At 73.0% G+C, this 22002-nt stretch carries 24 protein-coding genes; 9 read left to right on the top strand and 15 right to left on the bottom strand.

The features are described from left to right. Positions 1–88: 88 nt before the first annotated feature. The 3 genes from ABD292_RS06515 to ABD292_RS06505 form a co-directional block, all read right to left on the bottom strand. A complete protein-coding gene (locus ABD292_RS06515; protein WP_344206000.1) occupies positions 89–1489 on the bottom strand; it encodes an FAD-binding oxidoreductase in 1401 nt (466 codons plus the stop codon). A 19-nt stretch (positions 1490–1508) separates the two neighbouring features. Further along, a complete protein-coding gene (locus ABD292_RS06510; RefSeq protein ID WP_344205998.1) occupies positions 1509–1790 on the bottom strand; it encodes a hypothetical protein in 282 nt (93 codons plus the stop codon). A gap of 72 nt (positions 1791–1862) precedes the next feature. Continuing rightward, on the bottom strand, positions 1863–2810 hold the full coding sequence (locus ABD292_RS06505) for a hypothetical protein (RefSeq protein WP_344205997.1): 948 nt from the start codon (positions 2808–2810) through the stop codon (positions 1863–1865). Between the two features lie 255 nt (positions 2811–3065). On the opposite strand from ABD292_RS06505, the gene ABD292_RS06500 reads away from it, so the two are divergent. Next, a complete protein-coding gene (locus ABD292_RS06500; protein WP_344205996.1) occupies positions 3066–4778 on the top strand; it encodes a sialidase family protein in 1713 nt (570 codons plus the stop codon). A 37-nt stretch (positions 4779–4815) separates the two neighbouring features. On the opposite strand, the gene ABD292_RS06495 is transcribed toward ABD292_RS06500, so the two are convergent. From ABD292_RS06495 to ABD292_RS06485, 3 genes are all read right to left on the bottom strand, one after another. Then, positions 4816–5181 (bottom strand): PRC-barrel domain-containing protein, encoded by a 366-nt coding sequence (locus tag ABD292_RS06495; RefSeq protein ID WP_344205994.1) that lies wholly within the window; start codon positions 5179–5181, stop codon positions 4816–4818. A 161-nt stretch (positions 5182–5342) separates the two neighbouring features. Further along, a complete protein-coding gene (locus ABD292_RS06490; protein ID WP_344205993.1) occupies positions 5343–5876 on the bottom strand; it encodes a DUF4142 domain-containing protein in 534 nt (177 codons plus the stop codon). 98 nt (positions 5877–5974) lie between these two features. After that, positions 5975–7177: an erythromycin esterase family protein gene (locus ABD292_RS06485; protein WP_344205991.1), complete on the bottom strand. Its 1203-nt coding sequence runs from the start codon at positions 7175–7177 to the stop codon at positions 5975–5977. A gap of 241 nt (positions 7178–7418) precedes the next feature. On the opposite strand from ABD292_RS06485, the gene ABD292_RS06480 reads away from it, so the two are divergent. Beyond that, on the top strand, positions 7419–7706 hold the full coding sequence (locus tag ABD292_RS06480) for a HesB/IscA family protein (RefSeq protein WP_344205990.1): 288 nt from the start codon (positions 7419–7421) through the stop codon (positions 7704–7706). A 70-nt stretch (positions 7707–7776) separates the two neighbouring features. Here ABD292_RS06480 and ABD292_RS06475 read toward each other — a convergent pair whose 3' ends face one another. Continuing rightward, a complete protein-coding gene (locus tag ABD292_RS06475) occupies positions 7777–8757 on the bottom strand; it encodes an acetylxylan esterase (RefSeq protein WP_344205989.1) in 981 nt (326 codons plus the stop codon). Positions 8758–8877: 120 nt separating this feature from the next. On the opposite strand from ABD292_RS06475, the gene ABD292_RS06470 reads away from it, so the two are divergent. Together ABD292_RS06470 and ABD292_RS06465 are read left to right on the top strand one after the other, a co-directional pair. Then, on the top strand, positions 8878–9165 hold the full coding sequence (locus ABD292_RS06470; protein ID WP_344205987.1) for a hypothetical protein: 288 nt from the start codon (positions 8878–8880) through the stop codon (positions 9163–9165). A gap of 49 nt (positions 9166–9214) precedes the next feature. Further along, positions 9215–9799: a type II toxin-antitoxin system prevent-host-death family antitoxin gene (locus tag ABD292_RS06465; RefSeq protein WP_344205986.1), complete on the top strand. Its 585-nt coding sequence runs from the start codon at positions 9215–9217 to the stop codon at positions 9797–9799. On the opposite strand, the gene ABD292_RS06460 is transcribed toward ABD292_RS06465, so the two are convergent. Then, positions 9751–9945, bottom strand: a complete 195-nt coding sequence (locus ABD292_RS06460) for a DUF1918 domain-containing protein (RefSeq protein ID WP_344205985.1) — start codon at positions 9943–9945, stop codon at positions 9751–9753. The two genes, ABD292_RS06465 and ABD292_RS06460, sit on opposite strands and share 49 nt — an antisense overlap. A gap of 140 nt (positions 9946–10085) precedes the next feature. Here ABD292_RS06460 and ABD292_RS06455 point away from each other — a divergent pair, with 140 nt between their 5' ends. After that, positions 10086–10628, top strand: a complete 543-nt coding sequence (locus ABD292_RS06455) for a GNAT family N-acetyltransferase (protein ID WP_344205984.1) — start codon at positions 10086–10088, stop codon at positions 10626–10628. Between the two features lie 238 nt (positions 10629–10866). Here the strand turns inward: ABD292_RS06455 and ABD292_RS06450 are convergent, their stop codons facing one another. Continuing rightward, the gene (locus ABD292_RS06450) at positions 10867–11508 is read right to left on the bottom strand and encodes a class I SAM-dependent methyltransferase (RefSeq protein WP_344205982.1); all 642 of its coding nucleotides are present in this window, start codon (positions 11506–11508) and stop codon (positions 10867–10869) included. A gap of 93 nt (positions 11509–11601) precedes the next feature. On the opposite strand from ABD292_RS06450, the gene ABD292_RS06445 reads away from it, so the two are divergent. Further along, positions 11602–12363, top strand: a complete 762-nt coding sequence (locus ABD292_RS06445) for an SDR family NAD(P)-dependent oxidoreductase (protein WP_344205980.1) — start codon at positions 11602–11604, stop codon at positions 12361–12363. Between the two features lie 50 nt (positions 12364–12413). On the opposite strand, the gene ABD292_RS06440 is transcribed toward ABD292_RS06445, so the two are convergent. From ABD292_RS06440 to ABD292_RS06415, 6 genes are read right to left on the bottom strand one after another with little or no spacing between them, the layout of a single operon-like run. Further along, positions 12414–13604: a M20 family metallopeptidase gene (locus ABD292_RS06440; RefSeq protein WP_344205979.1), complete on the bottom strand. Its 1191-nt coding sequence runs from the start codon at positions 13602–13604 to the stop codon at positions 12414–12416. Then, the gene (locus ABD292_RS06435; RefSeq protein ID WP_344205977.1) at positions 13601–14425 is read right to left on the bottom strand and encodes an ATP-binding cassette domain-containing protein; all 825 of its coding nucleotides are present in this window, start codon (positions 14423–14425) and stop codon (positions 13601–13603) included. The genes ABD292_RS06440 and ABD292_RS06435 overlap by 4 nt, the downstream gene beginning before the upstream one ends. Then, positions 14394–15308: an ABC transporter ATP-binding protein gene (locus tag ABD292_RS06430; RefSeq protein WP_344205975.1), complete on the bottom strand. Its 915-nt coding sequence runs from the start codon at positions 15306–15308 to the stop codon at positions 14394–14396. Before ABD292_RS06430 ends, ABD292_RS06435 begins: the two co-directional genes overlap by 32 nt. Then, positions 15295–16128: an ABC transporter permease gene (locus tag ABD292_RS06425; RefSeq protein ID WP_344205973.1), complete on the bottom strand. Its 834-nt coding sequence runs from the start codon at positions 16126–16128 to the stop codon at positions 15295–15297. Before ABD292_RS06425 ends, ABD292_RS06430 begins: the two co-directional genes overlap by 14 nt. 40 nt (positions 16129–16168) lie before the next feature. Continuing rightward, positions 16169–17107 carry an ABC transporter permease gene (locus ABD292_RS06420; protein ID WP_344205971.1) on the bottom strand — a complete coding sequence of 313 codons (939 nt, stop codon included), beginning with the start codon at positions 17105–17107 and terminating at the stop codon, positions 16169–16171. A 7-nt stretch (positions 17108–17114) separates the two neighbouring features. Next, positions 17115–18611: an ABC transporter substrate-binding protein gene (locus tag ABD292_RS06415; RefSeq protein ID WP_344205969.1), complete on the bottom strand. Its 1497-nt coding sequence runs from the start codon at positions 18609–18611 to the stop codon at positions 17115–17117. Between the two features lie 88 nt (positions 18612–18699). On the opposite strand from ABD292_RS06415, the gene ABD292_RS06410 reads away from it, so the two are divergent. Genes ABD292_RS06410 through ABD292_RS06400 form a run of 3 tightly spaced genes read left to right on the top strand, consistent with a single transcriptional unit; the run spans position 18700 to position 21991 of the window. Continuing rightward, positions 18700–19452, top strand: a complete 753-nt coding sequence (locus ABD292_RS06410) for a FadR/GntR family transcriptional regulator (RefSeq protein WP_344205967.1) — start codon at positions 18700–18702, stop codon at positions 19450–19452. A gap of 29 nt (positions 19453–19481) precedes the next feature. Next, on the top strand, positions 19482–20435 hold the full coding sequence (locus tag ABD292_RS06405; protein ID WP_344205966.1) for an adenylate/guanylate cyclase domain-containing protein: 954 nt from the start codon (positions 19482–19484) through the stop codon (positions 20433–20435). A 38-nt stretch (positions 20436–20473) separates the two neighbouring features. Continuing rightward, positions 20474–21991 (top strand): acyl-CoA synthetase, encoded by a 1518-nt coding sequence (locus ABD292_RS06400; protein ID WP_344205965.1) that lies wholly within the window; start codon positions 20474–20476, stop codon positions 21989–21991. The last annotated feature ends 11 nt before the right edge of the window (positions 21992–22002 follow it).

Here is a 22002-nt window from a genome sequence, read left to right as displayed (position 1 = left end):
CCAACGTACTATCAGTGGTCCTCGCCGGCCGCGTGGGCCGGCGGGATGGGCGGGTTCGTGGTGCGGGTATGTGCGGGTTTCGCGTGGTTCAGGCGCCGTAGCGGCCGGGCGAGAGCAGGCCGTCGGGGTCGAGCGCCGTCTTGAGCCGGTGGAGCATGCCGAGGCTGGCGGTGCTGGTCTCGGACCAGACGTCGGCGGCGGCGTGGTCGATGTCGGAGCGGTAGATGGCGCAGCCGTTGCCGCGCAGCACGCAGTTGCCGTCGTTGCGGAGCTGGTGGGCGCGGTAGGCGCCGTCCGGGCGGGAGCGGTCGAAGAAGATCTGGATGACGCCGTTGGCCAGGTGCCGGCCGACGACGTTCCACTCGGCCATGAGGGCGGTGGAGTGGGCGTCCACGGCGCTCTGCAGGGCGTTCACGATGTGCACGGTCTTGCGGGCGTCGGTCGGCATCAGCGGCATCAGGGCGAGGAAGCCGAGCCCGGTCGCGTCCACCTGCTCGCAGGAGGCGACGCCGAGCGCCTTGCGCACGCCCGCGCAGGTGGGGATGCCCTGCGACATGAGGGCCCTGGCGTAGAGCGGGTCGTCCGGCTTGACCTCGGTCGGGTCCACCACGAGCAGCTCCTCGGAGCCCTCGACCTCGGCGAGCGCCTTGCGCAGCAGCTCCTCGGCCAGCTCGACCGCGGCGGCGGTGCCGAGCAGCGGCCCCATGACGGCGAAGCGGTCCAGGTCGACGCCGGCGGGCAGCGTGAAGTCGCCGTGGGACGGGGTGAGGGCCAGCTCGCGTACGCGGAGCATGCCGTCGGCGGGGTTGCCGCGGCGGACGAACCCGGCCACCGCCTCCAGCGCGACCGCGGCCTGGTGGCGCGGCAGCCGGCCGTACACCATGCCGATGGACTCGGGGCGGGGCACCAGGGCGATCGCCATGGCGGTGACGATGCCGAGGTTGTGCTGGACGAACGCGGCCGTGAGGTCGGGCCCGGCGACCCTGCCGTGGTAGCGGCCGGCCGGGTCGAGCCCGCCGGTGGTGACCACGCTGCCGTCGGCGAGCACGGCCTCGAGGCCGGCCACGTCGTGGGCGCGGGAGCGGAAGGTGCCGTCGCCGCGGTCGAGGGCGTTGCCCACCACGGAGGTGTCGGCACAGGAGTTGGTGACGTTCAGCATCCACGGGGTGTCGCGCAGCGCCTCGGCGAGCTGCCGCTGCGTCACGCCGGGCTCGATGACCGCGAAGCCGGTCTCCAGGTCGATGCCGCGGATGCGGTTCATGCCGCTGAGGTCGACGACGACGTTGTCGTCGGTGACCGGCATCCCCGAGCCCATGCCCCAGTTGCGGCCGGTGCTGATCGGGTAGAGGCGGTGCCGGGTGGCCCCGGCGGCGCGGACGAGGGCGCGGACCTGGTCGAGGGTGCGCGGGGACTCGGTGCCGGTGATGGAGCGTGGCTGGTGACCTCCGACGTCACGCGGCATCAGCTCGACTCGCGTTAGCTCCTGCATGGTCGTCCTTCCGTTCCTCTCAGGCGGTGTGCTGGAGCAGGTCGTCGATGGAGCCGATGGCCTGGTGGGACATGTCCCTGATCTCGAGCAGGCGCTGCTCGGCGAACAGGTCGGGCGCGGGGATCAGCGCCGGCTGCGGGGCCTGCACGGGGAACTCGCGCAGGGCGTAGGGGTGACGGCGGGGGCGCGGGACGCCGTGACCGGAGTCGTGGAGGTCACGGGAGTCGCGGGGGTCGTGCGCGTCGCGGGGGGCGGGGACGTCGGGCCTGGCGGGTCCGGGCAGGTGCGGGGGGGTTCGCATGACGGGGCCTTTCCTACCGGATGTGGGCGGGGTTCTTCCGGGGTGGCCGCTCGCCGTCGAGCGGCGTCTGGGTCAGCCTGCGCCCTCCTCGTGGCCGGCGTATCCGGCCAGAGGAGCGGCGGCGACGGCCGCGGGGGTGGCCCGCGGTGCGCCGTTGTCGATGACGCCGTCGATGACGCTGTCGATGACGCCGTGGTTGATGACGCTCGCGGCGATGCGGCGCTCCGCCAGCCCCATGTGGGGACGGCCGGCGCCCGGGGTGCCGGGGCGGGCGGCCGAGCCGCGGATCATGGAGCTGGCGTGCACCCAGCGGCGGGTCTCGGCCAGCACCTCGCGCTGGGCGCGGCGCAGGTCGCCGTGGCGGGAGTGGTGCTCGCACACCGCGCCGGCGAGCACGCGCGCCATGACGAGGTGCTCCTCGCAGGCGGCGGCGACCTTGGCCTCCAGGCCGATGACCTGGGCCAGCAGGAGCTGCAGGTGGGGCAGGCCGGAGCTGCGCTCGTAGCCGTGGAGCTCGGCCAGCCGCTCGGGCCAGCGCAGCCGGCGTTCGATCGAGGCGCAGGTGGCGGCGACGATCTCGGCGGCGGACCCGTCGCCGGGGTCGCGGCCTTCGAGCTGGACGGCCCGCTGGGCGGTCTGCTCGAAGCCGGTCAGGCGGCGCAGGCCGCTCTGCAGCAGGCGTACCCGGTTGTGCAGGCAGGCGGCGCTCCAGCCGAGCACCAGCAGCCGGTCCTGGTCGGCGTCGCAGTGCCAGCCGACCAGCGACACCTCGCGGGCCATGCGGTGGTGCAGCACCCACGCCTCATGCTCGGCGGGCGGCACCGGGGTGTCGATCCACACCTGCAGGCCGCCGGGCGGCAGCTCGTCGACGCCGATCTCCACGCCCTCGGGGGCGACCCGGGCGCAGATGCGGTGGACGACGCGTTGCTGCGCCGCCGTCTCGGGCGCCAGGGGCGCCGTGCCGTCCCAGAGAGGCGGCATTCGCTGGGGGGCCACTTCCGCCCTTGGCTCGACGCTCATCTGAGGCCACCTCCTGACCCGCGGGCCGAATCGAAGCTCTGTAAATTCACACTTAATAGTGCCGCTCTGATCGTGGGCATGACGAGCTTTTCTGTCAACTGGCACTTTACGCATCCAGTATGTTTGCGGCGGCGCAGACGCGGAAAGCGCGACGCGACGGCGCGTTCGCGCAGGTGAATCCCAGGTTGCCGATGATCGGTGATCTAGAGTCCGAACCAGGGCGTAAGCCAGGACGACAGGACGAGGAGCGCAAACATGCCGGTGCCCAGAGCCGTGGTCGCGGCCGTGGTCGCCACCTCGGCGTTGCCCGTCACGACGGGCTCGCCGCAGGCGGGGGGCGGCTACTGCGCGCTGCCCGACGACTCCCAGGTGTCCCCTCCTAACCTGATCGCCACTGCTTCCTCACTCGGCTGGATTCATCCCAATCCGCCGCCCGCCCGGCGGGAGCCGAGCGACCTGGAGCGACTGGACTTCGCGGGCTTCCCGAACGTGTCCGTCCTCGACGTCGCCGGGCCGGACGGCCGGCCCGCGCAGAAGGTGATCACCACGTTCACCACGAACGTCGACAAGGTCGTCACCCTCACCAGCGAGGCCGCCGTGTCCACCGACGGCGGCGTCACGTTCGGCCCGTCGGCGTCCACGCCGCTGCGCGAGTCGCCGATCGAGCTGCTGGACGGGAGCTACTTCGCCACCGAGTACTACCAGAAGCGGACCGGGCCGCACACGGCGCGGCTGGGGGTGCTGACCTCGGACGCCGCCGACGACGGCGAGGACTGGCTGCGCTCGGCGGCGACCCTGCGCACCCCGGACGAGCTGCTGTCCGGCGGGGCCGCGCACGGCACGCCGGTGCAGCTCGCCGACGGCACGATCCTGATCACCGTCTACGCCCGCTACCGGGACACCGGGGCGTACCAGGCCGAGGTGTACGCCAGCGCCGACGGCGGCCGCACCTTCGAGCGGCGCGGCGTGATCGCCCGCCCGGAGGAGGCCGGGTACGCCTACACCGAGGCCGCGCTGGCGCAGGTCATGGACGGCAGCCTGCTGGCGGTGATCCGCCGTGACGGCGGGACGTACGCGACGCTGAGCCAGGCCCGCTCGACCGACGGCGGCCGGACCTGGACACCGCCGGCCGGGCTGCGCTTCGCCGGGGCGGACTGCGTGGTGCGCGGCGTCGCGCCGCGGCTGCTGCTCATGCCCGGCGGGACGCTCGTGCTGAGCGCGGGCCGGCCGGACAACTGGCTGGCCGTCTCCCGCGACGGCCTCGGGCACGAGTGGCAGCAGCCGCGCGTCACCTACCACAACCGGGACGGCGTGTGGGACGCCCACGGCTCGTCCGGCTACACGGGCGTCGCGGCGCTCGGGCCGCACCGGCTGATCCAGGTGTTCGACAACTGCAAGATCGCCGGGGTGCGGCCGGACCACTCGCTCGACGAGACGGCCTGCCCCGCGCACGGCCGCTTCGAGCAGGGCGGCTGGTACGCGATCAAGCGCGGCCTGTACGACGTCGCCCCGCCCGCGCCCGGCCGCCTGGACCTGGCCGGACTGCTCCGGCGCGGCGACCTGAAAATCGCCACCACCATGCGCTGGACCGGCCGCGGCCGGCCGCACACCCGCCCCGAGGCCGCCCTCGACGGCAGCACCGGCTACTGGTCGAGCGCGGTCGCCGCGGGCGGCCCCGGCGAGTACGTGCTGCACCTGGACCGGCAGTACCGCTTCACCATGGCCGGGCTGAGCCTGCGCCCGGGGCATCCGGCCGGAGCCCGCGTGTACGTCTCGCGCGACGGACGCGCGTGGGGCAAGCCGGTGCTCACCATTCACGACCGTACGGATTACGCGCTGCGTCATGAGGCGATCGACGCGAAAGGCCGGCACGTGAAAATCGTGGTGGACCGTTCCGACGATTGCGACCGGGAAATCGGGCCGTCGTGCGCGATGCTCAACGAAATCGAGCTCTACGCCGCGACGTGACCTTTTCCCGGCCTTTTTCGAGTGGTCGGCGCGGCGGTCAGGTGTCCAGGTCGAGCCGGTCGTGGTCGCCCGTCCGCGGCGCGGGAACGGCCATCCCCATTCCGTAATGGCGGTGCAGCAGGATTTCCTCTCCCGCGGTCAGCAGACCGTCCACGGCGACGTGCGGCGCGGCCCTGACTTTCGCGCCGTCGAAAGCGACGGTGATTTCGTCACCCGTACGGCTGCTGCCGGCGAGCGGCACGAAAGTCTGCCGCATGCCGAGAAATCCGCTGCACACGGTCACCCACTCCGCGCGGCCGGTGCGGTCGTTGAGATAGACCTGCCCCACCCTGCCGAGCGGCTCGCCGTCGCAGCCGACGACGTGGCACTCCAGCAGCGTGCGGATCTCCGTCTGCGTGGCCACGACCTACCCCCTGATGTGGCGCCCCTTGCATCGAACTGGACAGATACCCCATATCGCCACAAAACCACACCTTTTGGGCAATGGTTTTCTGTCCGGTTCCACGCCGCATGGGCCGGGCGCGACGCGCCCGGCCCACGGCCTTTCCTTCGAGCGCCGGCGGATCAGCCGCCGTGCGCCTTGCGCAGCGCCTCCAGGTGCTTCTGAAGCTGGGGATCGGCCTCCTTCGCCAGCGCCACGACCTCCGGCGAGGTGCCCTTGTCGATCTCCTGCTTGGTGATCCTGATCGCGGCGACGTGGGACTTCGTCATCCCGGCCAGGAAGTCCTGGTCGAAGTCGGCGCCGGTGTCCGCGCGCAGTTTGTTCGACAGTTCCTTCTGGGCGGCGGTGGGCGAGCCCGGCAGGTCGACGCCGAGCCGGCCGGCGAGCTGGGTGACCTTCTCGTCCAGCGCGGTGTGGTCGTCGACCAGCATCTTGCCGATCGACTTCACCTGCTTGGTGGTGCCCTTGCCCTCCGCCAGGCGGCCGGCCTGGATCTCGGCCATGTTGCCCTGGTGGATGGTGCGCAACCAGGTCTGGTCCAGTTCGGACGGCGGGGCGGTGGTCTGCGGCGCCACCCCCGCGGTGTTCGTGGGTGCGGTCGCGCACCCGGCGAGGGCGGCGGCGGCCAGCAAAAGTGTCAGGCGGCGAGTACGCATGAGCATTCCTATGACGATGGCGACACTGATCCACTACGCACAGTAACCGCCAATGCCGTCACGTCGCCGTATTGCGCCGTCCGGCGCGTCCCCCGGCGTCACTCCCCCGGCAGGTCCCTGACGAAGACCAGCCCGTCGATCAGGTCCAGATGGGCCGGGTCCAGAGGGAAGTAGCCGAAGTACGCAGACTCCCTGACCGCGGGCGGCTCGCCGGCGAGGGCGGCGGCCAGGCCGCGCGGGTCCACCAGGAAGCGGTCCTCCGGCACGGCGTGCAGGAGCCCTTCGACCGTGCCGGCCGGCGGGGTGTCCACGCCGCGGTGGCGGATCGTGCCGACGGCGATGGCGAGGGCGGCGTAGTCGGCGCCGAGGCGGGCGCGGACGAGCGCGCCCGCGCTCCACCACCGCACCGGGCCCTGCTCCATCCGCATCGTGCCCGACGTCGGCGTGAGGTGCAGGTTGTGGGAGAAGACGAAGGTGGGGCGGCGCTCGGCGAAGGCGAGGAGGTTGGCGGCCATCACGGCGGACCGCGTGGCCAGCAGGCCCACCATCCTCCCGGGTCCCGTGTCGGCCAGGTGCGCGTGATAGCGCAGCAGGCCGACGGCCGCCCTGCCGTACAGGCGGGCCCGGTCCCAGTCGTCCCGCGCGCTCGCGGCGAGCAGGTGCGGCGTCTGCGCGTCGAGCAGCGCCACCAGGTCGTCGGCGAGCAGCCGCAGCTCCGCGGCCTCGGCCGAGCGGCCCACCGACCGCGAGGGGTCGCGCATGGCGGCCTGGTCGCTCCAGCGCTCGTCGGCGCCGAGCAGCCGGTCGAGGGTGCCGGCGGTGCACGGGAGCAGGACGGCCTCCACGTGGGACGCGAGATAGCCGTGCAGCGCCATGAGCGCCTGCCGGGGGCTCTCCGCGTGGGTGATCTCCGTCGGGCTGTCGAAGGCGGTGAAGCGCACCTGCTCGGCCGCCGGCCGGCCGGCGTTGTGCTCGCGCATCCAGCGGACCAGCTCGCGGTTGCCCTCCAGGGCGCCCCATTCGTGGCTGAAGCCGCGCTCCATGACCTCGTCGAGGGTGCCGGCGCCCGAGGTGACGTGGTCGTCCACGACCAGGCCGCGCAGGCAGTCGGTCTCCAGCGCGATCGCGCGGTAGCCCTCCCGCTCGACGAGCTGCCTGAACAGCTCGTTGCGCACGTCGAGGAGGGTCTCCTCCAGGTGGGTGGGCTCGCCGAGGGCGAGCACGCGGGGGCGGTTCGGGAGGAGGGCCATGACGGAGGCCGCGTCGAGGGGGTGGGTGACGTCCTTGATGCCAGTTGTCATGACTTCAACGGTATCGTTGAACCTTCGGGTGAAACTTTTACCTGCTTTTCGGGCTTTTTCGGCGTCCTACCTTCAATCAAGGGGGACAGGGCGGGGGCGCCGCTTGACCCACGCGGCTCGCGGCTCGTCGGCCGCGCCGGCGTCGCGGGTTCCGGGTAAAGAAGCGGGCCGGGATGGTTGAGCCCGGAAAGAGGGGGAAGGGTGGCTGACTCCTGAACGTCGACCGTGAGGAGGAGCCGTAGTGCTCACCCTGACAGCCAACGCAGCCCAGGCGATCCGCGATCTCACCGCGACCGCTCCGGAGCCCACCCAGAGTGGGATCCGCATCTCGTCGGAGGGTGAGGGCGCCAACGCGCTCACCCTGTCACTGGCCACCGCGCCGGAGCCGGCGGACGCGGTCGTGGAGTCCGAGGGCGCCAGGGTCTATCTCGACCCCGTGGCCGCGACCGTGCTGGACGACAAATCTCTCGACGCCGGAGCGGACGACCAGGGCAGTGTGTCGTTCCTGGTCACCGAGCAGGCCGTGTGAGGCGCGCCCCCGCCGGGCTCCTTGAGCCGCGGCCCGGCGGGGGCGACCCCACGCGCATCGCTGAGCCGGCTCAGCCGGTGGTCAGCAGCTTGTGCAGGTAGCGGACCTGCTCCTCGCTCTGGTACCCGCCGCCGCCCTCGTGGTTGTTCCAGGGCCACACGACGATCTCCTTCGGCCCCTGCCAGTGGTTGTAGGCGGCGAAGACCGTGGACGGCGGGCACACGTCGTCCATCAGCGCCACCGAGTAGAGCGCGGGCACCCGGCCCCGCGCCGCGAAGTTCATCCCGTCGAAGTACGCCAGGGTCCGGAAGACCTGCTCGGCGCTGTCCCTGCGGGTGGCCATGAAGCGGACCAGCTCCTGGTACGGATCCTTTCCGGTGATCTCGACCGCCCGCCGGAAGTGGGTCAGGAACGGCACGTCGACCAGCGCCGCCTTGACCGCCGGGTGCAGCGCGGCCGTGGCCTGCGCGATGCCGCCGCCCTGGCTGCCGCCGGAGACGACGATCCGGCTCCCGTCCACCGCCGGGTGCTCCAGCGCGGCGTCCACGGCCCGGACCGCGTCGGTGAACACCCGCCGGTAGTAGTAGTCCTCGGGGTCGAGGATGCCCCGCGTCATCATGCCGGGGGCCTGCGGGTTCGCGCCGCCGTGCGGGTCGGGCGTGGTGCCGGGGCTGCCGACGTTGGCGCCGCCGTGGCCGCGGGTCTCCATGACGAACACCGCGTACCCGGCCGTGGGCCACAGCAGGTGGTCCTTCGGGAAGCCGCGCCCGCCGCTGTAGCCGATGTAGTGCATGACGCACGGCACCGGGCCCTCGGCGCCGCGCGGCAGCAGGAACCAGCCGTTGATGCGGTGGCCGCCCCAGCCCGCGAACGACACCTCGTACACCTCGACGCCGGCGAGGGGCAGGTCGTAGGGGGTGTAGGTGGCCGCCAGGTCGTGCTGCCCGGCCTCGGCCAGCGTACGGGCCCAGAAGTCGTCGAAGTCGGCGGGCTCGTCGCGGTCGGGACGGTAGTCGCGAAGCTCGTCGAGCGGCAGATCGAACAGTGGCACAGATGCTCCCCTAACTGACAGAACGATGGTGATATTTCACCTCATAAGCCAGGAAAGCGGTATCCCGCCCCCGGCTGGTGAGACGCCTTGTCCGCGCCCGCGTGGGTAGGGGCTCTCCTCGTGAGCGAATACGCCAGCCAGTACGTCATCGCGGTCCCCCACTCCCACCTGTCTCCGGACCTCATCCTGGACGCCCCCGCGGGCACCGACGACTTCCTCGTCGTCTTCGGCGACGACACCGAGGCGCGGGCGCAGCTCCTGCACGACGACGCCGGACGCCCGGTGCTGCGGGTGGGCGGCTACATGACGTCCCAGGGGACGGTGGTCGCCGAGCAGCTGTGGAGCGTACGCGAGGCCGCCCGCCACGGCGACCGGCTCCGCCTCCGCATCGGCCGGTCCCTCCCCTGAGCACGGGCGCGGGCTGGCGAACTTCTGTAAGGAGCCTTACGATTCACCGATGATCAACCTGAAGCGGCCCTCGTACGAGGAGCTCGTGGCCCGCCTCGGCACGCCGGTCGCCGTCGAGGACGCGCGCGCCCGCTGGGGCTCGCTCGTCGACGCCGCCAAGAACGGCCAGGTCACCCTGATCACCCGCGAGCGCTGGGAATGGGCGGCGCTGGTGCCGCTGTCGCGGGTGGCCGGCGTGCTGAGCGGGCTGCCGGTCGTGCCGCTGTCGACGGCCCGCTCGAAGCTCGGCGACCTCGTCCGCCAGGTGGCCGACCCGTACGACGACGAGCCCGTGCTCCTCGTCCGCCGCCGCACCCCCGTCGCGGCGCTGGTCGCGGCCCGCCAGCTGCTGGAGCCGCCCGCCACGCCGCGCGGCCCGGACGCCGACGCGCTGCTCGCCGGCGGCCACACGGTCACGCTGGCCCTCGACCCGGTGGGCGGGCTGATCGTCGCCATCGCCCGCGACGCCGAGGGCACGCAGGTCGCGGCGGCGTCGGGACGCGACGCCGCGCAGGCGCTGCGCTCACTCGCCGGGCCGCTGCCGGGTCAGCCGGACGGCTCGCCCGGCAGGACCACCGCGTCGGGGCCCGGATAGACGAACTGCGTGTGGCCGTCGCCGAAGCGTACGACGTAGGGCGGCGCGCCGTCGGGGCCGCGCACCTCCACGATCACGGCCTTACGGTCGGCCTGGCCGACGACGTTGCCGTGCACGAGCAGAATGTCACCGACGTTCGCCTGCATGAGCGGTTCCTCCCCGAGGGGCTCGGACGACTGCGGGTGCCTGCTCCCACAGTGCACCAGCGCGGCCGTACAGGAAAGGCGGGCAGCCCCTCGCTTAAATCAGTCGAGAACCGGACATGGCGGCCGCTACCGTGTGGCCGGTGGACGCCCCTCTGGAGACTTCGCGGCTGGTCCTGCGGCCCTTCACGGCCGCCGACGGCGAGCAGCTGATCGCCCTGCACAACGATGCCGAGGTCATGCGGCACCTCAACGGCGGCAAGCCGGTGCCGCGCGAGCGGATCCTCGGGGAGACCCTGCCGCGGTTCGTCCGTGGCGGCTTCCTCGCGGCGGTCGAGAAGGCGTCGGGCGGCTTCATCGGCTGGTTCCACCTGCGCCCGCCCGAGGGCGGACCGGCGGACGAGCTCGAGCTGGGCTACCGGCTGCACCGCGCGGCCTGGGGGAAGGGGTACGCGACGGAGGGCTCGCTGGCGCTCATCGACAGGGCGTTCGGCGAGTTGGGGGCGCGGCGGGTGTTCGCGCAGACGATGGCGGTCAACGTGCGGTCGCGGCGGGTCATGGAGAAGTGCGGGATGCGGCTCGTGCGGACGTTCTTCGAGGACTGGCCGGATCCGATCGAGGGCGCGGAGCAGGGCGAGGTCGAGTACGAACTACGCCCCGAACACCGGCATCCCGCCGCCCCTTGACCGCGCGTCCCCGGAACACCGGCACCCTGCCGCCCCTTAACCGCGCCGCTCCCCCGACCGCACAGCCCCCGACCGCGCAGCCCCCCGAACACCGGCACCCTGCCGCCCCTCGACCGCGCAGCCCCCTGACCGCGTCTCCCCGGCTCCGCCTCCCGACCCCGTCTCCCGACCTCGTCTCCCGACCCCGGCCCCGTCTCCCGACCTCGTCTCACCCCACCCGCCTTCCCCTGCCGCGCCTCTACGCGTTCGCTCGGGTTGCCGTCACCGTGTAGCGCTCGTCGGTGATCTCCTTGCCCCACAGCAGCGGGTCGGTGAGCGGCTCGACGTGGACGTCCGCCAGCGGTACGGGGAGCCGTCGCAGCGCCGCCACCAGGTCGGCCGCCGCGATCCCGCCGTCCCAGGGCGTGCCCTCGCGCCGGGGCACCGTGCTCCAGCGGCCCTCGACGAGGACGAGCCGGCCGCCGGGGCGCAGCAGGCCCGCCCAGCGGGCCAGCGCCTCCTCCGGCCCGGGCAGGGCCCAGACGAGGTGACGGGACAGCACCACGTCGAAGCGCCGCTCCCCCACCGGGGGCGCGGCGGCGTCGCCCACCGTCACGACGGCGCCGGTGCCCGCGAGTTTGGCCCGCGCCCGCTCCACCATGCGCGGCGCGAGATCGACGCCCGTCACGCGGTGACCCGCCTCGGCCAGCAGCAGCGACAGCGACCCCGTGCCGCACCCGAGGTCGAGCGCGTCGAGCCGCCCGTCTCCCGGCGGCAGCCAGGCGGCCAGGCGGGCGGCCCAGGCGGCGCGGACGCGGGGGTCGCGCAGGCCGTGGTCCGCCTCGTCGTCGAACGTGTCGGCGGCGGCGTCCCAGAACGCCGCGGAGTCAGGCTGTCGCATGCGGGTCATCCTGCCGGGCGGCACCGACAGTTTCCGGCACCCGACCGCTGGACAACCTGGTGCACTGGTCAGACCAGTGGTTAAGGTGCCCTCATGGGATATGAGGGGCTGTTCCGCCTGGACGGGCGGCGTGCCGTGGTGATCGGGGCGGGCAGCGGCATCGGCAGGGAGGCGGCGCTGGCGCTGGCCGCGCACGGCGCGTCCGTCGTCTGCGCGGACCGCGACCTGGACGCCGCCCGGGAGAGCGCCGCCGCCTGCGGGGGCGCCGCTCGGCTGCTGGACGTGCTCGACCCCGACGCCGTACGGTCGGCCGCCGCCGAGGAGCCGGCCGACGTGCTGGTGTTCACCGCCGCCACGAACGTGCGCAAGCGGCTGCTCGACTACACCGGCGAGGAGTTCGACCGGGTGGTGGGGCTCAACCTGCGGGGGTCGTTCGACGTCGTACGGGCCTTCGGTGCGGGCATGGTGGAGCGGCGGCGCGGCTCGATCATCGGGTTCGCGTCCATCCGCGCGTCGGTGACCGAGCCGGGGCAGAGCGCGTACGCGGCCACGAAGGCGGGCCTGGTGCAGCTGCTGCGGACGGCCGCCGCCGAGTTCGGCCCGTACGGCGTGCGCGTCAACGCCGTCGCGCCCGGCGTCGTCGAGACGCCGCTGACCCGCCAGATCAAGGACCACCCCGACTGGTACGCCGCCTACGCCGCCAAGTCCGCGCTCGGCCGGTGGGCGTCGGCGGAGGAGATCGCCGGGGCCGTGGTCTACCTGGCCGGCGACGCGGCCAGCTTCGTCACCGGCTCGGTGCTGTACGTGGACGGCGGCTGGACCGCCGTGGACGGCCGTTTCGACCCGCCCAACTGAGACCGCCCCGACTGAGGCCGTCCCAACTAAGACCGGGCGAGCCGAGTGCGTCAGTGGTCGCCCGTGAGGAAGCGGCGGGCGGCCTCGGCGAAGACGCGGGTGCAGCGGACGATCTCCTCGACCTCCACGTACTCGTCGGCCTGGTGGGCGATCCACTTGCCGCCCGGCCCGTACACGACCGACGGGACGCCGCCCCAGTGCGTGAGCACGGTGCCGTCGGTCGAGCCGGGCACCCCGCCGTACACCGGTTCCTCCCCCGTGACCGTCCGGTGGGCGGCGGCCAGCGCGGCCACGACCGGGTCGGTCACGGGCACGTCCACGGGCGGCCGGTCCACCAGCACCGACACCTCGGCGGCGATCCCGTACCGGACGGAGCGGGCGGCGCGGGCGGCGAGCGCGGCCACCCGGTCGGCGACGTCCTGGTGCTCGACGCCGGGCACCGTCCGCACGTCCACGAAGACGGACGCGGTGGCGGGGATGACGTTGACCTGCTCGTCCGAGCCGGCCCGCAGCACCGTCGGCGTGACGTACACCTCGCCGAGATGCTCGTGCGCCGGATGCCGGCGCTGCAGCTCCTCCTGCAGCTCGGCGAGCCCCACGAGCAGCGGCCCCGCGGCGGCGATGGGGTTGCGGCCGTGCTGCGGCATCGCGCCGTGCGCCATCTTGCCGGTGAGGTCCACGCGCAGCCGCAGCGCGCCCTTGGCGACGGCGCAGATCTCGCCGGCCTCGGGCTCGGCGACGATGGCGCCGTCCACGTCGGCGGCGAGCCCTTCGGCGACGAAGTGGTGGGCGCCGATCATGAGCCCTTCCTCGTCGGCCAGCGCGCACACCTTGATCCGGCCGGGGAACGGTCCGGCGAGCTGCAGGGCGCGGGTGGCGTACAGGGTGGCGGCCAGGCCGGACTTCATGTCGGCGCTGCCCCTCCCCCACAGCCGGCCGTCGCGCAGCTCGCCGCCGAACGGGTCGACGGTCCACTCCGACAGGTCGCCCTCGGTGACGACGTCGGTGTGGCCCTCGAACATCAGCGTCGGCCCGTCGCCGCCGCCGCCCTCGACCACGGCCACCACGTTGGGCCGGTCGGGCTCCACCTCGTACCAGGCGGGCTCCCAGCCCCACGAACGCATCCGCTCGGCGACCAGCTCGGCGGCGGCCCGCTCGCGCCGCCCCGGGTCGTTGGTGCTGGGGACGCGCACCAGCTCCCGCGTGAACTCCACCACTCCGGCGGCATCCACCTCGATCACGTCAGATCCTCCAGCGTCGGTACGGCCTCCAGCAGCGCCCGCGTGTAGGGGTGCGCCGGCGCGGCCCACACGTCGTCCACCGGCCCGCTCTCGACGATCTCGCCGCGGTGCATGACCGCGACCGTCTCGCACACGTGGCGCACCACGGACAGGTCGTGCGAGACGAACACGAGCGTCAGCCCGAGCTCGTCGACGAGGTCGGCCAGCAGGTTGAGTATCTGCCCGCGTACGGACACGTCCAGTGCGCTGACGGGCTCGTCGGCGACCAGCGCCTTCGGGCGGGGCGCGAGGGCGCGGGCGATGGCGATGCGCTGGCGCTGCCCGCCGGAGAACTGGTGCGGGTAGCGGTCGGCGGCCCCGGCGGGCAGGCCGACCGCGTCCAGCAGCTCGGCGACCCGCCCGCCGACGGGCAGGCCGAGGGCGACGAGCGGCTCGGCGACGAGGTCGCGCACCCGCATCCGGGGGTCGAGCGAGCTCATCGGGTCCTGGAAGACGATCTGCAGGTTCTCCCGCAGGAAGCGCAGGTCGCGCTCGGGCCGGCCGGTGACCGGCCGGCCGTCGAAGGCGATGGTGCCGGCGGTGGGCCGGTCGAGGGCGCACAGCAGGCGCAGCAGGGTGGACTTGCCGGAGCCTGACTCGCCGACGATGCCGTACCGTTCGCCCTTGGCCACGGTCAGCGAGACGTCGCGCAAGGCGTGGACGGCGGCGCCCGGCCGCAGCAGCGAGGTGCGGGGGCGGCGGTAGACGCGGCTCAGCCCGCGGGCCTCGATCAGGGGCTCGCCGGGACGGTCAGCCCGGGGGGTGCCGGCATGCGTGGGCATGGCCTTCTCCTGTCAGCGCGGGGACCGTCTCGCAGAGCGCGTCGGCGTGCGGGCAGCGGTTCCTGAACACGCAGCCGTCGGGGAAGTGCCCGGCCGCGGGGACGCTGCCGCTGATGGTGGGCAGGCGGGTGCCGCGCGGGGTGAGCCGGGAGGCGGCCAGCAGCCCTTCGGTGTAGCGGTGGCGGGGCCGGGTGAACACCTCGCGGATGGGGCCGGACTCGACGACGCGGCCGCCGTACATGACGAGGACCCGCTCGCAGACGGCGGCGACCACGGCGAGGTCGTGGGTGATGAACAGCAGCGCGGGCGCGACCTCGGCGATGAGGTCGAGCATCCGCTTCTGCACGGTGACGTCGAGCGCGGTGGTGGGCTCGTCGCAGATCAGCAGCGCGGGCTCGTTGGCGAGGGCGATGGCGAGCATGACGCGCTGGCGCTGCCCGCCGGAGAGCTGGTGGGGGTAGGCGCGGGCGAGCTGCGCGGGCTCGGGCAGCCGCACCCGTTCGAGCAGCTCGACGGCGCGGGCGCGGGCCTCGCGGCGGCCCCGGCCGTGCAGGGTCATGACCTCGGCGACCTGGGCGCCCACCCGCATGAGCGGGTTGAGCGCGGTCATGGGCTCCTGGAAGACCATCGACAGGTCCCGGCCGCGCAGCCGCTTGAGGCGGCTCTCCGGCACGCCGATCAGGTCGTGTCCGGCGAGCGTGGCCCGCCCGGTGGCGGTGACGCCCTCGGGCAGCAGGCCCATGAGCGACAGCGCGGTCAGCGACTTGCCGGAGCCGGACTCGCCGATCAACCCGACCCGCTCGCCCGGCCCGATCGCGAACGACACCTCGCGCACGAGCTCGGTGTCGCCGGCCCGTACGCCGAGCCCGTCAACCGTCAGCACGGATCCTCCTCAGCTTGGGGTCGAGGAAGTCGCGCAGGCCGTCGCCGAGCAGGTTGAAGCCGAGCACGGCGAGCGCGATGGCCAGGCCGGGCCACAGCGCGAGGCGCGGGGTGGAGAACAGCAGCTCCTGCGACTCCTGGAGCATCCGTCCCCAGGAGGGGGTGGGCGGGCGGGTGCCGAAGCCGAGGAACGACAGCGCCGCCTCGGCCAGGATGGCGATGGCGAACGACACCGACGCCTGGACGATGAGCACGGAGGAGATGTTCGGCAGCACATGCCGCAGTGCGACGGCGCCGGCGCGGCGGCCTGCGGCGCGGGCGGCGAGCACGTAGTCGGTGACCATGACCTGGAGCGTGGCGGCGCGGGCCACCCGGGCGAAGGCGGGCACCGTGGCCACCCCGATGGCGATCATCGCGGTGAGCGTCCCGGCCCCGTACACCGCGCCGAGCATGACGGCCAGCAGCAGCGCGGGGAAGGCGAAGACGAGGTCGTTGACCCGCATGACCAGCTCCGACAGCCAGCCGCGCGGCGTCATCCCGGCGAGCACGCCGAGCGGGGTGCCGAGCAGCGCGGCGATGCCGACGGCGACGACGCCGACGTAGAGGGTGGTGCGGGCGCCGACCATGAGCTGGCTGAGCGTGTCGCGGCCGAACTTGTCGGCGCCGAGGAGGTGGCCGCCGCCGGGCTCGTGCAGCTTGGCCGCGGCGTCGACGAGGGTGGGGTCGTACGGCGTCCACACGAACGACACCAGCGCGGTCAGCACCACGACGGCGACGAGCGCGCCGCCGGCGACGAGCCCCACGTTGAGCCGGCCTCTCATGGCAGCCCTCTCGTCGCGGCCCTTTTCATCGCAGCCGTCTTCATCGCAGCCTCGGGTCGAGCAGGTGGTAGGCGACGTCCACCACGAAGTTGATCAGCAGCACGGCCGCCACCAGCACCATCACCACGCCCTGGACGAGCAGCAGGTCGCGCCCGGCGACGCCGTTGAGCAGCAGGTCGCCGAGCCCGGGGATGACGAAGACCCGCTCGACCACGACCGCGCCGATGAGCAGCGTGGCCAGTTGCAGCCCGAGCACGGTGACGACGGGGACGGAGGCGTTGCGCAGGCCGTGCCGCCACAGCGCGCCGGTGCGGCCACGGCCCTTGGCGCGGGCGGTGCGCAGGTAGTCCTCGCGCAGCACGTCGAGGACGGCGCTGCGCACGTACCGGGTCAGTACGGCGCCCTGCACCAGGCCGAGCGACAGCCACGGCAGCAGCAGGCTCCGCAGCCACTCCCCCGGGTCCTCGGCGAGCGGGACGTAGCCGCCGGAGGGCAGCGCCTGGGCCTGCACGGCGAAGACGAACACCAGCAGGATGCCGGCGAGGAACGCGGGGACGGCGATGCCGACCTGGCTGAGCGCGCTGACGGCCGCGCCGAGCGGGTCGCGGTGGTGGACGGCCGCGTACGTGCCGAGCGGCACCGCGACGGCCAGCGCGACGGCCATGCCGCCGAGCACGAGCACGGCGGTGACGCCGAGCCGGTCGGAGATCTGCGGGCCGATGGGGGCGCTGGTGACGTAGGAGACGCCGAAGTCGCCCTGGGCGAGGCCGCCGAACCAGTCGAGGAACTGCGTCACCGGGGGCCGGTCGGTGCCGAACCGCGCGCGCAGCTCGGCGACGGCCTCCGGGGTGGCGTTGACGCCGAGGGCGATCTCGGCCGGGTCGCCGGGCAGCAGCGCCATGAAGGCGAAGACGACGGCCCCCGCCACGGCGGTGCTCGCCACCAGCACCGCCAGGCGTTTGACCAGGTAGAGGGTCATGCGGGGGTCACTGCTTGGCGAGCGCGGTGAAGTCGAAGGACTCGGCGATGGCGTTCTGCGGCAGGCCGGTGACGCCCTTCTTGGCCACGATCAGGTTGGGGAACAGGAAGAGCCAGTCGGCGGCGGCGTCGTCGGACAGCAGCTTGGCGGCCTGCTTGAGCGCGTCGGTCTGCTCCTGCTCGGTGCCCTCGTCGGCGGCGGCGAGGAGCTTGCCGAACTCGGGGTTGTCGTAGCGGAAGTAGTAGGACTTGTCGGCGAAGATGCCCATGTCGCGGGGTTCGACATGGTTGATGATCGACAGGTCGTAGTCGCCCTTGGTGAACACCTGGTCGAGCCAGCGGGCGGGGAACTCCAGCGGCTCGATGTCGGCCGTGATGCCCACCTGCGCGAGCTGCGACTTGACGACCTGGGCGCTCGCCACTGCGTACGGCAGGTTGGGGATGCGCATCTTGACGGTGTAGGTCTTGCCGCCGAGCAGTTGCCTGGCCTTGGCCGGGTCGTAGGGGTAGTCGCCGGTGCGGTCCTCGTACCAGGGGTCGGTGGGCGGCGTCATCGAGCCGATGAGCTGGCCGCGCCCGGCCCAGGCGGTGTCGAGCAGCGCCTTGTGGTCGATGGCGTGCCGGACGGCCTGGCGCACGCTCTTGTCGTCGAAGGGCGGGCGGCCGTTGTTCATCGACAGCACGACCTCGCCGTTGGCGGTGCCCTCGATGACCTGGAAGCGGCCGGGGTCGGCGAACTGCTGCAGCGACTCGGGGGCCTGGACGCTGGAGATGACGTCGATGCCGCCGGTGAGCAGCGCGTTGTTCATCGCCGTGGCGTCCTTGAAGTACTTCAGCGTGACCGACGACAGGGCCGGCTTCGTCCCCCAGTATGCGGGGTTGGCGTCGAGCCGGATGGAGTCGCCGCGCCGCCAGGCGCCGAGCACGTACGGGCCGGTGCCGACGGGCTTGTTGGGCAGGTCGGCGACGCCGGTACGGCTGAACATCGCGCCGAGCCTGGTCGCCATCGCGTACAGGAAGCCGTTGCTGGGGCGCTTGAGCGTGACGACGGCGGTCGTGTCGTCCTTCTTCTCGACCTTGTCGACGACGTCGAGCTGGGCCTTGATCTTGAGCTTCCAGTCGGTCCTGACCCGGTCGAGGGAGAAGACCACGTCGTCGGCGGTGAACGGGGCGCCGCTGCTGAACTTCACGCCCGGGCGCAGGGTGAAGGTGTAGGTCCTGCGGTCACTGGAGACGTCCCACTTCTCGGCCAGCAGAGGGACGATCTTGCCGTTCTGGTCGAGCTTGACCAGGCCCTCGTACACGTTGACGAGCAGCGCCTGCGGGATCGCGGCGCCTTCGGTGGAGGTGAAGTCCAGGTTCGCGGGCTCGGCGACGGCGCCGACCGACAGCGACGCGGCCTTGGGCGTGCCCCCGGAGCCCGGGCCGTCTCCGGAGCCGCCGCCGCACGCGGCGGTGCCCAGCAGGAGACCGCCCACGGCGATCCAGATCCCGATGCGCCTCATGTCTTGCCGCCTCCTGGCTAGTGCACTGGTCTGACCAGTAGGCTACGCACACTGCCAGTGTGCGGCGGTTCGGGTCAAGGGGGCGTCCATGGGTGGTCCGCGGTTCGAGCCGGTGCGCGCCGTGCGGGCGTACGAGCGGGTCGTGGAGCAGATCGAGGAGGCCGTGGAGAGCGGGGCGCTGACCCCGGGCGAGCGGCTGCCGAGCGAGCGGGAGCTGATGGTGCAGTTCTCGGTCGGCCGCTCCACGGTGCGCGAGGCGCTGCGGGTGCTGCAGGCGCGCGGCCTGGTCCGCTCGCGCCCCGGCGACCCCAACGGCGCGGAGGTGCTGCCGTTCTCGCCCGTCGTGCTGAAGAAGTCGATGACCACGCTGGCCCGGGTGTCGGAGCTGTCGCTGGGCGAGCTGGTGCAGTTCCGGATGGTGCTGGACGCGACGGCGGTGCTGCTCGCCGCGCGCCTGCGCACCGAGGAGCATCTGGCGGAGATGGCGGCGGCGGTGGACGACATGAAGGCGGCCGACGCGGCCGATGCCGCCGCTTTCGGCGCGGCCGACGCCGCCTTCCACGACGCGGTGGCGCGGGCCGGCGGCAACAAGCTCATCCAGGTCTGCACGGACGTGGTCCGCGCCGTCATGGCCGGCCTCGTCGAGGACCGGCTCGCGCGGGCGCCGGACCGGGAGGCGCTGATGCGCCGCGGCGTCGCCCACCACGAGGACGTCATCGCCGCCCTGCGCGCCGGCGACGGCCCGCTGGCCGCCCGGCTGACCCGGCAGTCGATGTACGACTACTACGCGGGCCACCTCCCGGCCGAGGAACGCGCCGCCCTAAGGGCGCTTCTGGAGTGATTTGCCCCACAGGGTGTTATGTTTCCCCCGTGGGGCGCGTGGATGGGGACGGGCTGATTGAGGCGTTTCTGCGCGAGCCGCGCCGATACACCAGCCACCAGGTCGCCGAGATGGCGGGGGTTCCGGTCTATCGCGCGCGGCGGTTCTGGCGCGCCCTCGGCTTCGCGAACGTGGCCGACGACGCCGTCGAGTTCACCGACTCCGACGTCGAGGCGCTGAAGACCATGATCGGCATGGTCAGCTCCGGCCTCTACGACGAGGAGCACGTGCTGCTGATGGCCCGCTCGCTCGGCCGGGCCACGGCCCGCCTCGCCGAGTCGCAGGCCGAGCTGGGCGTGGAGGAGCTGGACCAGGCCGGGGTGCCGCTCGCCGACCGGCCGCGGGCCTGGCGGCGGCGGGCCGAGAAGGTGGTGCCCGAGCTCGCGCGGCTGCTGGTCTACGCCTGGCAGCGGCAGCTCGCGGCGGCCGCCGGCCGCATCGCCGAGCAGGACATGAGCGCGGTACGGCTGTCGGTGGGCTTCGCCGACCTGGTGGCCTTCACCCGGCTGAGCCGGCAGATCACCGGCAGCGAGCTGGCCCGGCTGATCGACAGGTTCGAGGGAACCTCGGCCGACATCGTCACCTCCGGCGGCGGGCGGGTGGTCAAGACGCTCGGCGACTCGGTGCTGTTCGTGGCCGACAAGGCGCACGTGGTGGCCGAGATCGCGCTGCGGCTGGTGGAGCACCCGCGCGCCAAGGGCATGCCGGAGCTGCGGGTGGGCCTCGCCACCGGGCCGGTGATCTGGCGGATGGGCGACGTGTTCGGCACCACGGTCAACCTGGCCAGCCGGCTGACCGCGCTGGCGCTCCCTGGAACGATCCTGGCCGGGCCCGAGATGGCCGAGGAGCTGGAGGGCGACCGGGCCTTCCGGCTGCGGGAGGTCAACCGGCTGTCGGTGCGGGGGCTGGGCGAGCTCGCGCCGTTCACGGTGTCGCGGGGTTAGGATCACCGAACATCGTTCTGCTCATTGAGGGGTGCCCCTTGACCACTCGCCAGCATGCCATCGGTGACCTGCTGCGGCGCTCGGCCGCCCGTCACCCCGCCAAGACCGCGCTCGTGCACGGCGACCGGCGGCACAGCTACGCCGACCTCGACCGGGCCGTGAACCGGGTGGCCAACGCCCTGGCCGCGCGCGGCGTCGGCAAGGGCGACAGGTTCGCCGTGCTCAGCCACAACAACGACGCGTTCGTGATGGCGTACTTCGCGCTGGCCCGGCTGGGGGCCGTCTCCGTGCCGATCAACTTCATGCTGAAGTCCGACGAGGTCGGCTACATCCTGGAGCACTCCGGCGCGATCGGGCTGCTCGTGGAGGAGGCGCTGGCCCCGGTGGCCGCCGCGGCGGCGGGCGAGCGGGTGCGGGTGCGCGGGGTGATCGGCTCGTACGCGGGGTGGGAGCCCTTCGCCGAGTGGGCCGCGCACGACGACGACGGCGAGCCGGCCGCCGAGATCGCCGACGACGACCCGATCCAGCTCATGTACACCAGCGGCACCGAGTCGCGGCCCAAGGGCGCGACGCTGTCCAGCCGAGGCCTCATCGCCCAGTACGTCACCTGCGTCGTGGACGGCGAGATGCGCCACGACGACGTCGAGGTGCACGCCCTGCCGCTCTACCACTGCGCCCAGCTCCACTGCTTCCTGACGCCCGGCATCTACCTCGGGGCCACCAACATCGTGCTGCCCGGCGCCGACCCCGGCGCGATCCTGGCCGCCGTGGAGGCCGAGCGGGCGACCAAGCTGTTCTGCCCGCCGACCGTCTGGATCGGCCTGCTGCGCCACCCCGACTTCGACCGGCGCGACCTGTCGTCGCTGCGCAAGGGCTACTACGGCGCCTCCATCATGCCCGTGGAGGTGCTGAAGGAGATCGCGGCCCGGCTGCCCCAGGTGCGGCTGTTCAACTTCTACGGCCAGACCGAGATGGCGCCGGTCGCCACCATCCTCGGCCCCGACGAGCAGCTCACCCGGCTCGGCTCGGCGGGCCGGCCCGCGCTGAACGTCGAGACGAGGATCGTCGACGACGAGGACCGGCCGGTGCCGCCCGGCGTGGTGGGCGAGATCGTGCACCGCAGCCCGCACGCCATGCTCGGCTACTGGAACGACCCGGACAAGACCGCCGAGGCGTTCCGCGGCGGCTGGTTCCACAGCGGCGACCTCGGCGTCATGGACGCCGACGGCTACCTGTCCGTGGTGGACCGCAAGAAGGACATGATCAAGACCGGCGGCGAGAACGTGGCGAGCCGCGAGGTCGAGGAGGCCATCTACCAGCATCCGGCGGTGGCGGAGGCGGCCGTGTTCGGGGTGCCGGACGAGCGGTGGATCGAGGCGGTGACCGCCGCCGTGGTGGTGCGCGACGGGGCCTCGGTCACCGAGGAGGAGCTGGTCGCGTTCCTGCGGGAGCGGCTGGCGCCGTTCAAGACGCCGAAGCGGGTGACGTTCGTGGCGGCGCTGCCGAAGAACGCCTCGGGCAAGGTGCTGAAGCGGGAGCTGCGCGAGGCGTTCTGAGGCCCGCTCCC

It is taken from the genome of Nonomuraea bangladeshensis (genome assembly GCF_039529455.1).
In the GTDB taxonomy this organism is placed as follows: domain Bacteria; phylum Actinomycetota; class Actinomycetes; order Streptosporangiales; family Streptosporangiaceae; genus Nonomuraea; species Nonomuraea bangladeshensis.
This window is presented reverse-complemented; position numbering and strand designations above follow the sequence as displayed.

Bases quoted from the DNA above. Each gene is read 5' to 3' on its own strand.
- ABD292_RS06515 (WP_344206000.1), bottom strand. From the start codon at position 1,489: ATGCAGGAGCTAACGCGAGTCGAGCTGATGCCGCGTGACGTCGGAGGT.
- ABD292_RS06510 (WP_344205998.1), bottom strand. From the start codon at position 1,790: ATGCGAACCCCCCCGCACCTGCCCGGACCCGCCAGGCCCGACGTCCCC.
- ABD292_RS06505 (WP_344205997.1), bottom strand. From the start codon at position 2,810: ATGAGCGTCGAGCCAAGGGCGGAAGTGGCCCCCCAGCGAATGCCGCCT.
- ABD292_RS06500 (WP_344205996.1), top strand. From the start codon at position 3,066: ATGCCGGTGCCCAGAGCCGTGGTCGCGGCCGTGGTCGCCACCTCGGCG.
- ABD292_RS06490 (WP_344205993.1), bottom strand. From the start codon at position 5,876: ATGCGTACTCGCCGCCTGACACTTTTGCTGGCCGCCGCCGCCCTCGCC.
- ABD292_RS06485 (WP_344205991.1), bottom strand. From the start codon at position 7,177: ATGACAACTGGCATCAAGGACGTCACCCACCCCCTCGACGCGGCCTCC.
- ABD292_RS06465 (WP_344205986.1), top strand. From the start codon at position 9,215: ATGATCAACCTGAAGCGGCCCTCGTACGAGGAGCTCGTGGCCCGCCTC.
- ABD292_RS06460 (WP_344205985.1), bottom strand. From the start codon at position 9,945: ATGCAGGCGAACGTCGGTGACATTCTGCTCGTGCACGGCAACGTCGTC.
- ABD292_RS06450 (WP_344205982.1), bottom strand. From the start codon at position 11,508: ATGCGACAGCCTGACTCCGCGGCGTTCTGGGACGCCGCCGCCGACACG.
- ABD292_RS06445 (WP_344205980.1), top strand. From the start codon at position 11,602: ATGGGATATGAGGGGCTGTTCCGCCTGGACGGGCGGCGTGCCGTGGTG.
- ABD292_RS06435 (WP_344205977.1), bottom strand. From the start codon at position 14,425: ATGCCCACGCATGCCGGCACCCCCCGGGCTGACCGTCCCGGCGAGCCC.
- ABD292_RS06425 (WP_344205973.1), bottom strand. From the start codon at position 16,128: ATGAGAGGCCGGCTCAACGTGGGGCTCGTCGCCGGCGGCGCGCTCGTC.
- ABD292_RS06420 (WP_344205971.1), bottom strand. From the start codon at position 17,107: ATGACCCTCTACCTGGTCAAACGCCTGGCGGTGCTGGTGGCGAGCACC.
- ABD292_RS06415 (WP_344205969.1), bottom strand. From the start codon at position 18,611: ATGAGGCGCATCGGGATCTGGATCGCCGTGGGCGGTCTCCTGCTGGGC.
- ABD292_RS06410 (WP_344205967.1), top strand. From the start codon at position 18,700: ATGGGTGGTCCGCGGTTCGAGCCGGTGCGCGCCGTGCGGGCGTACGAG.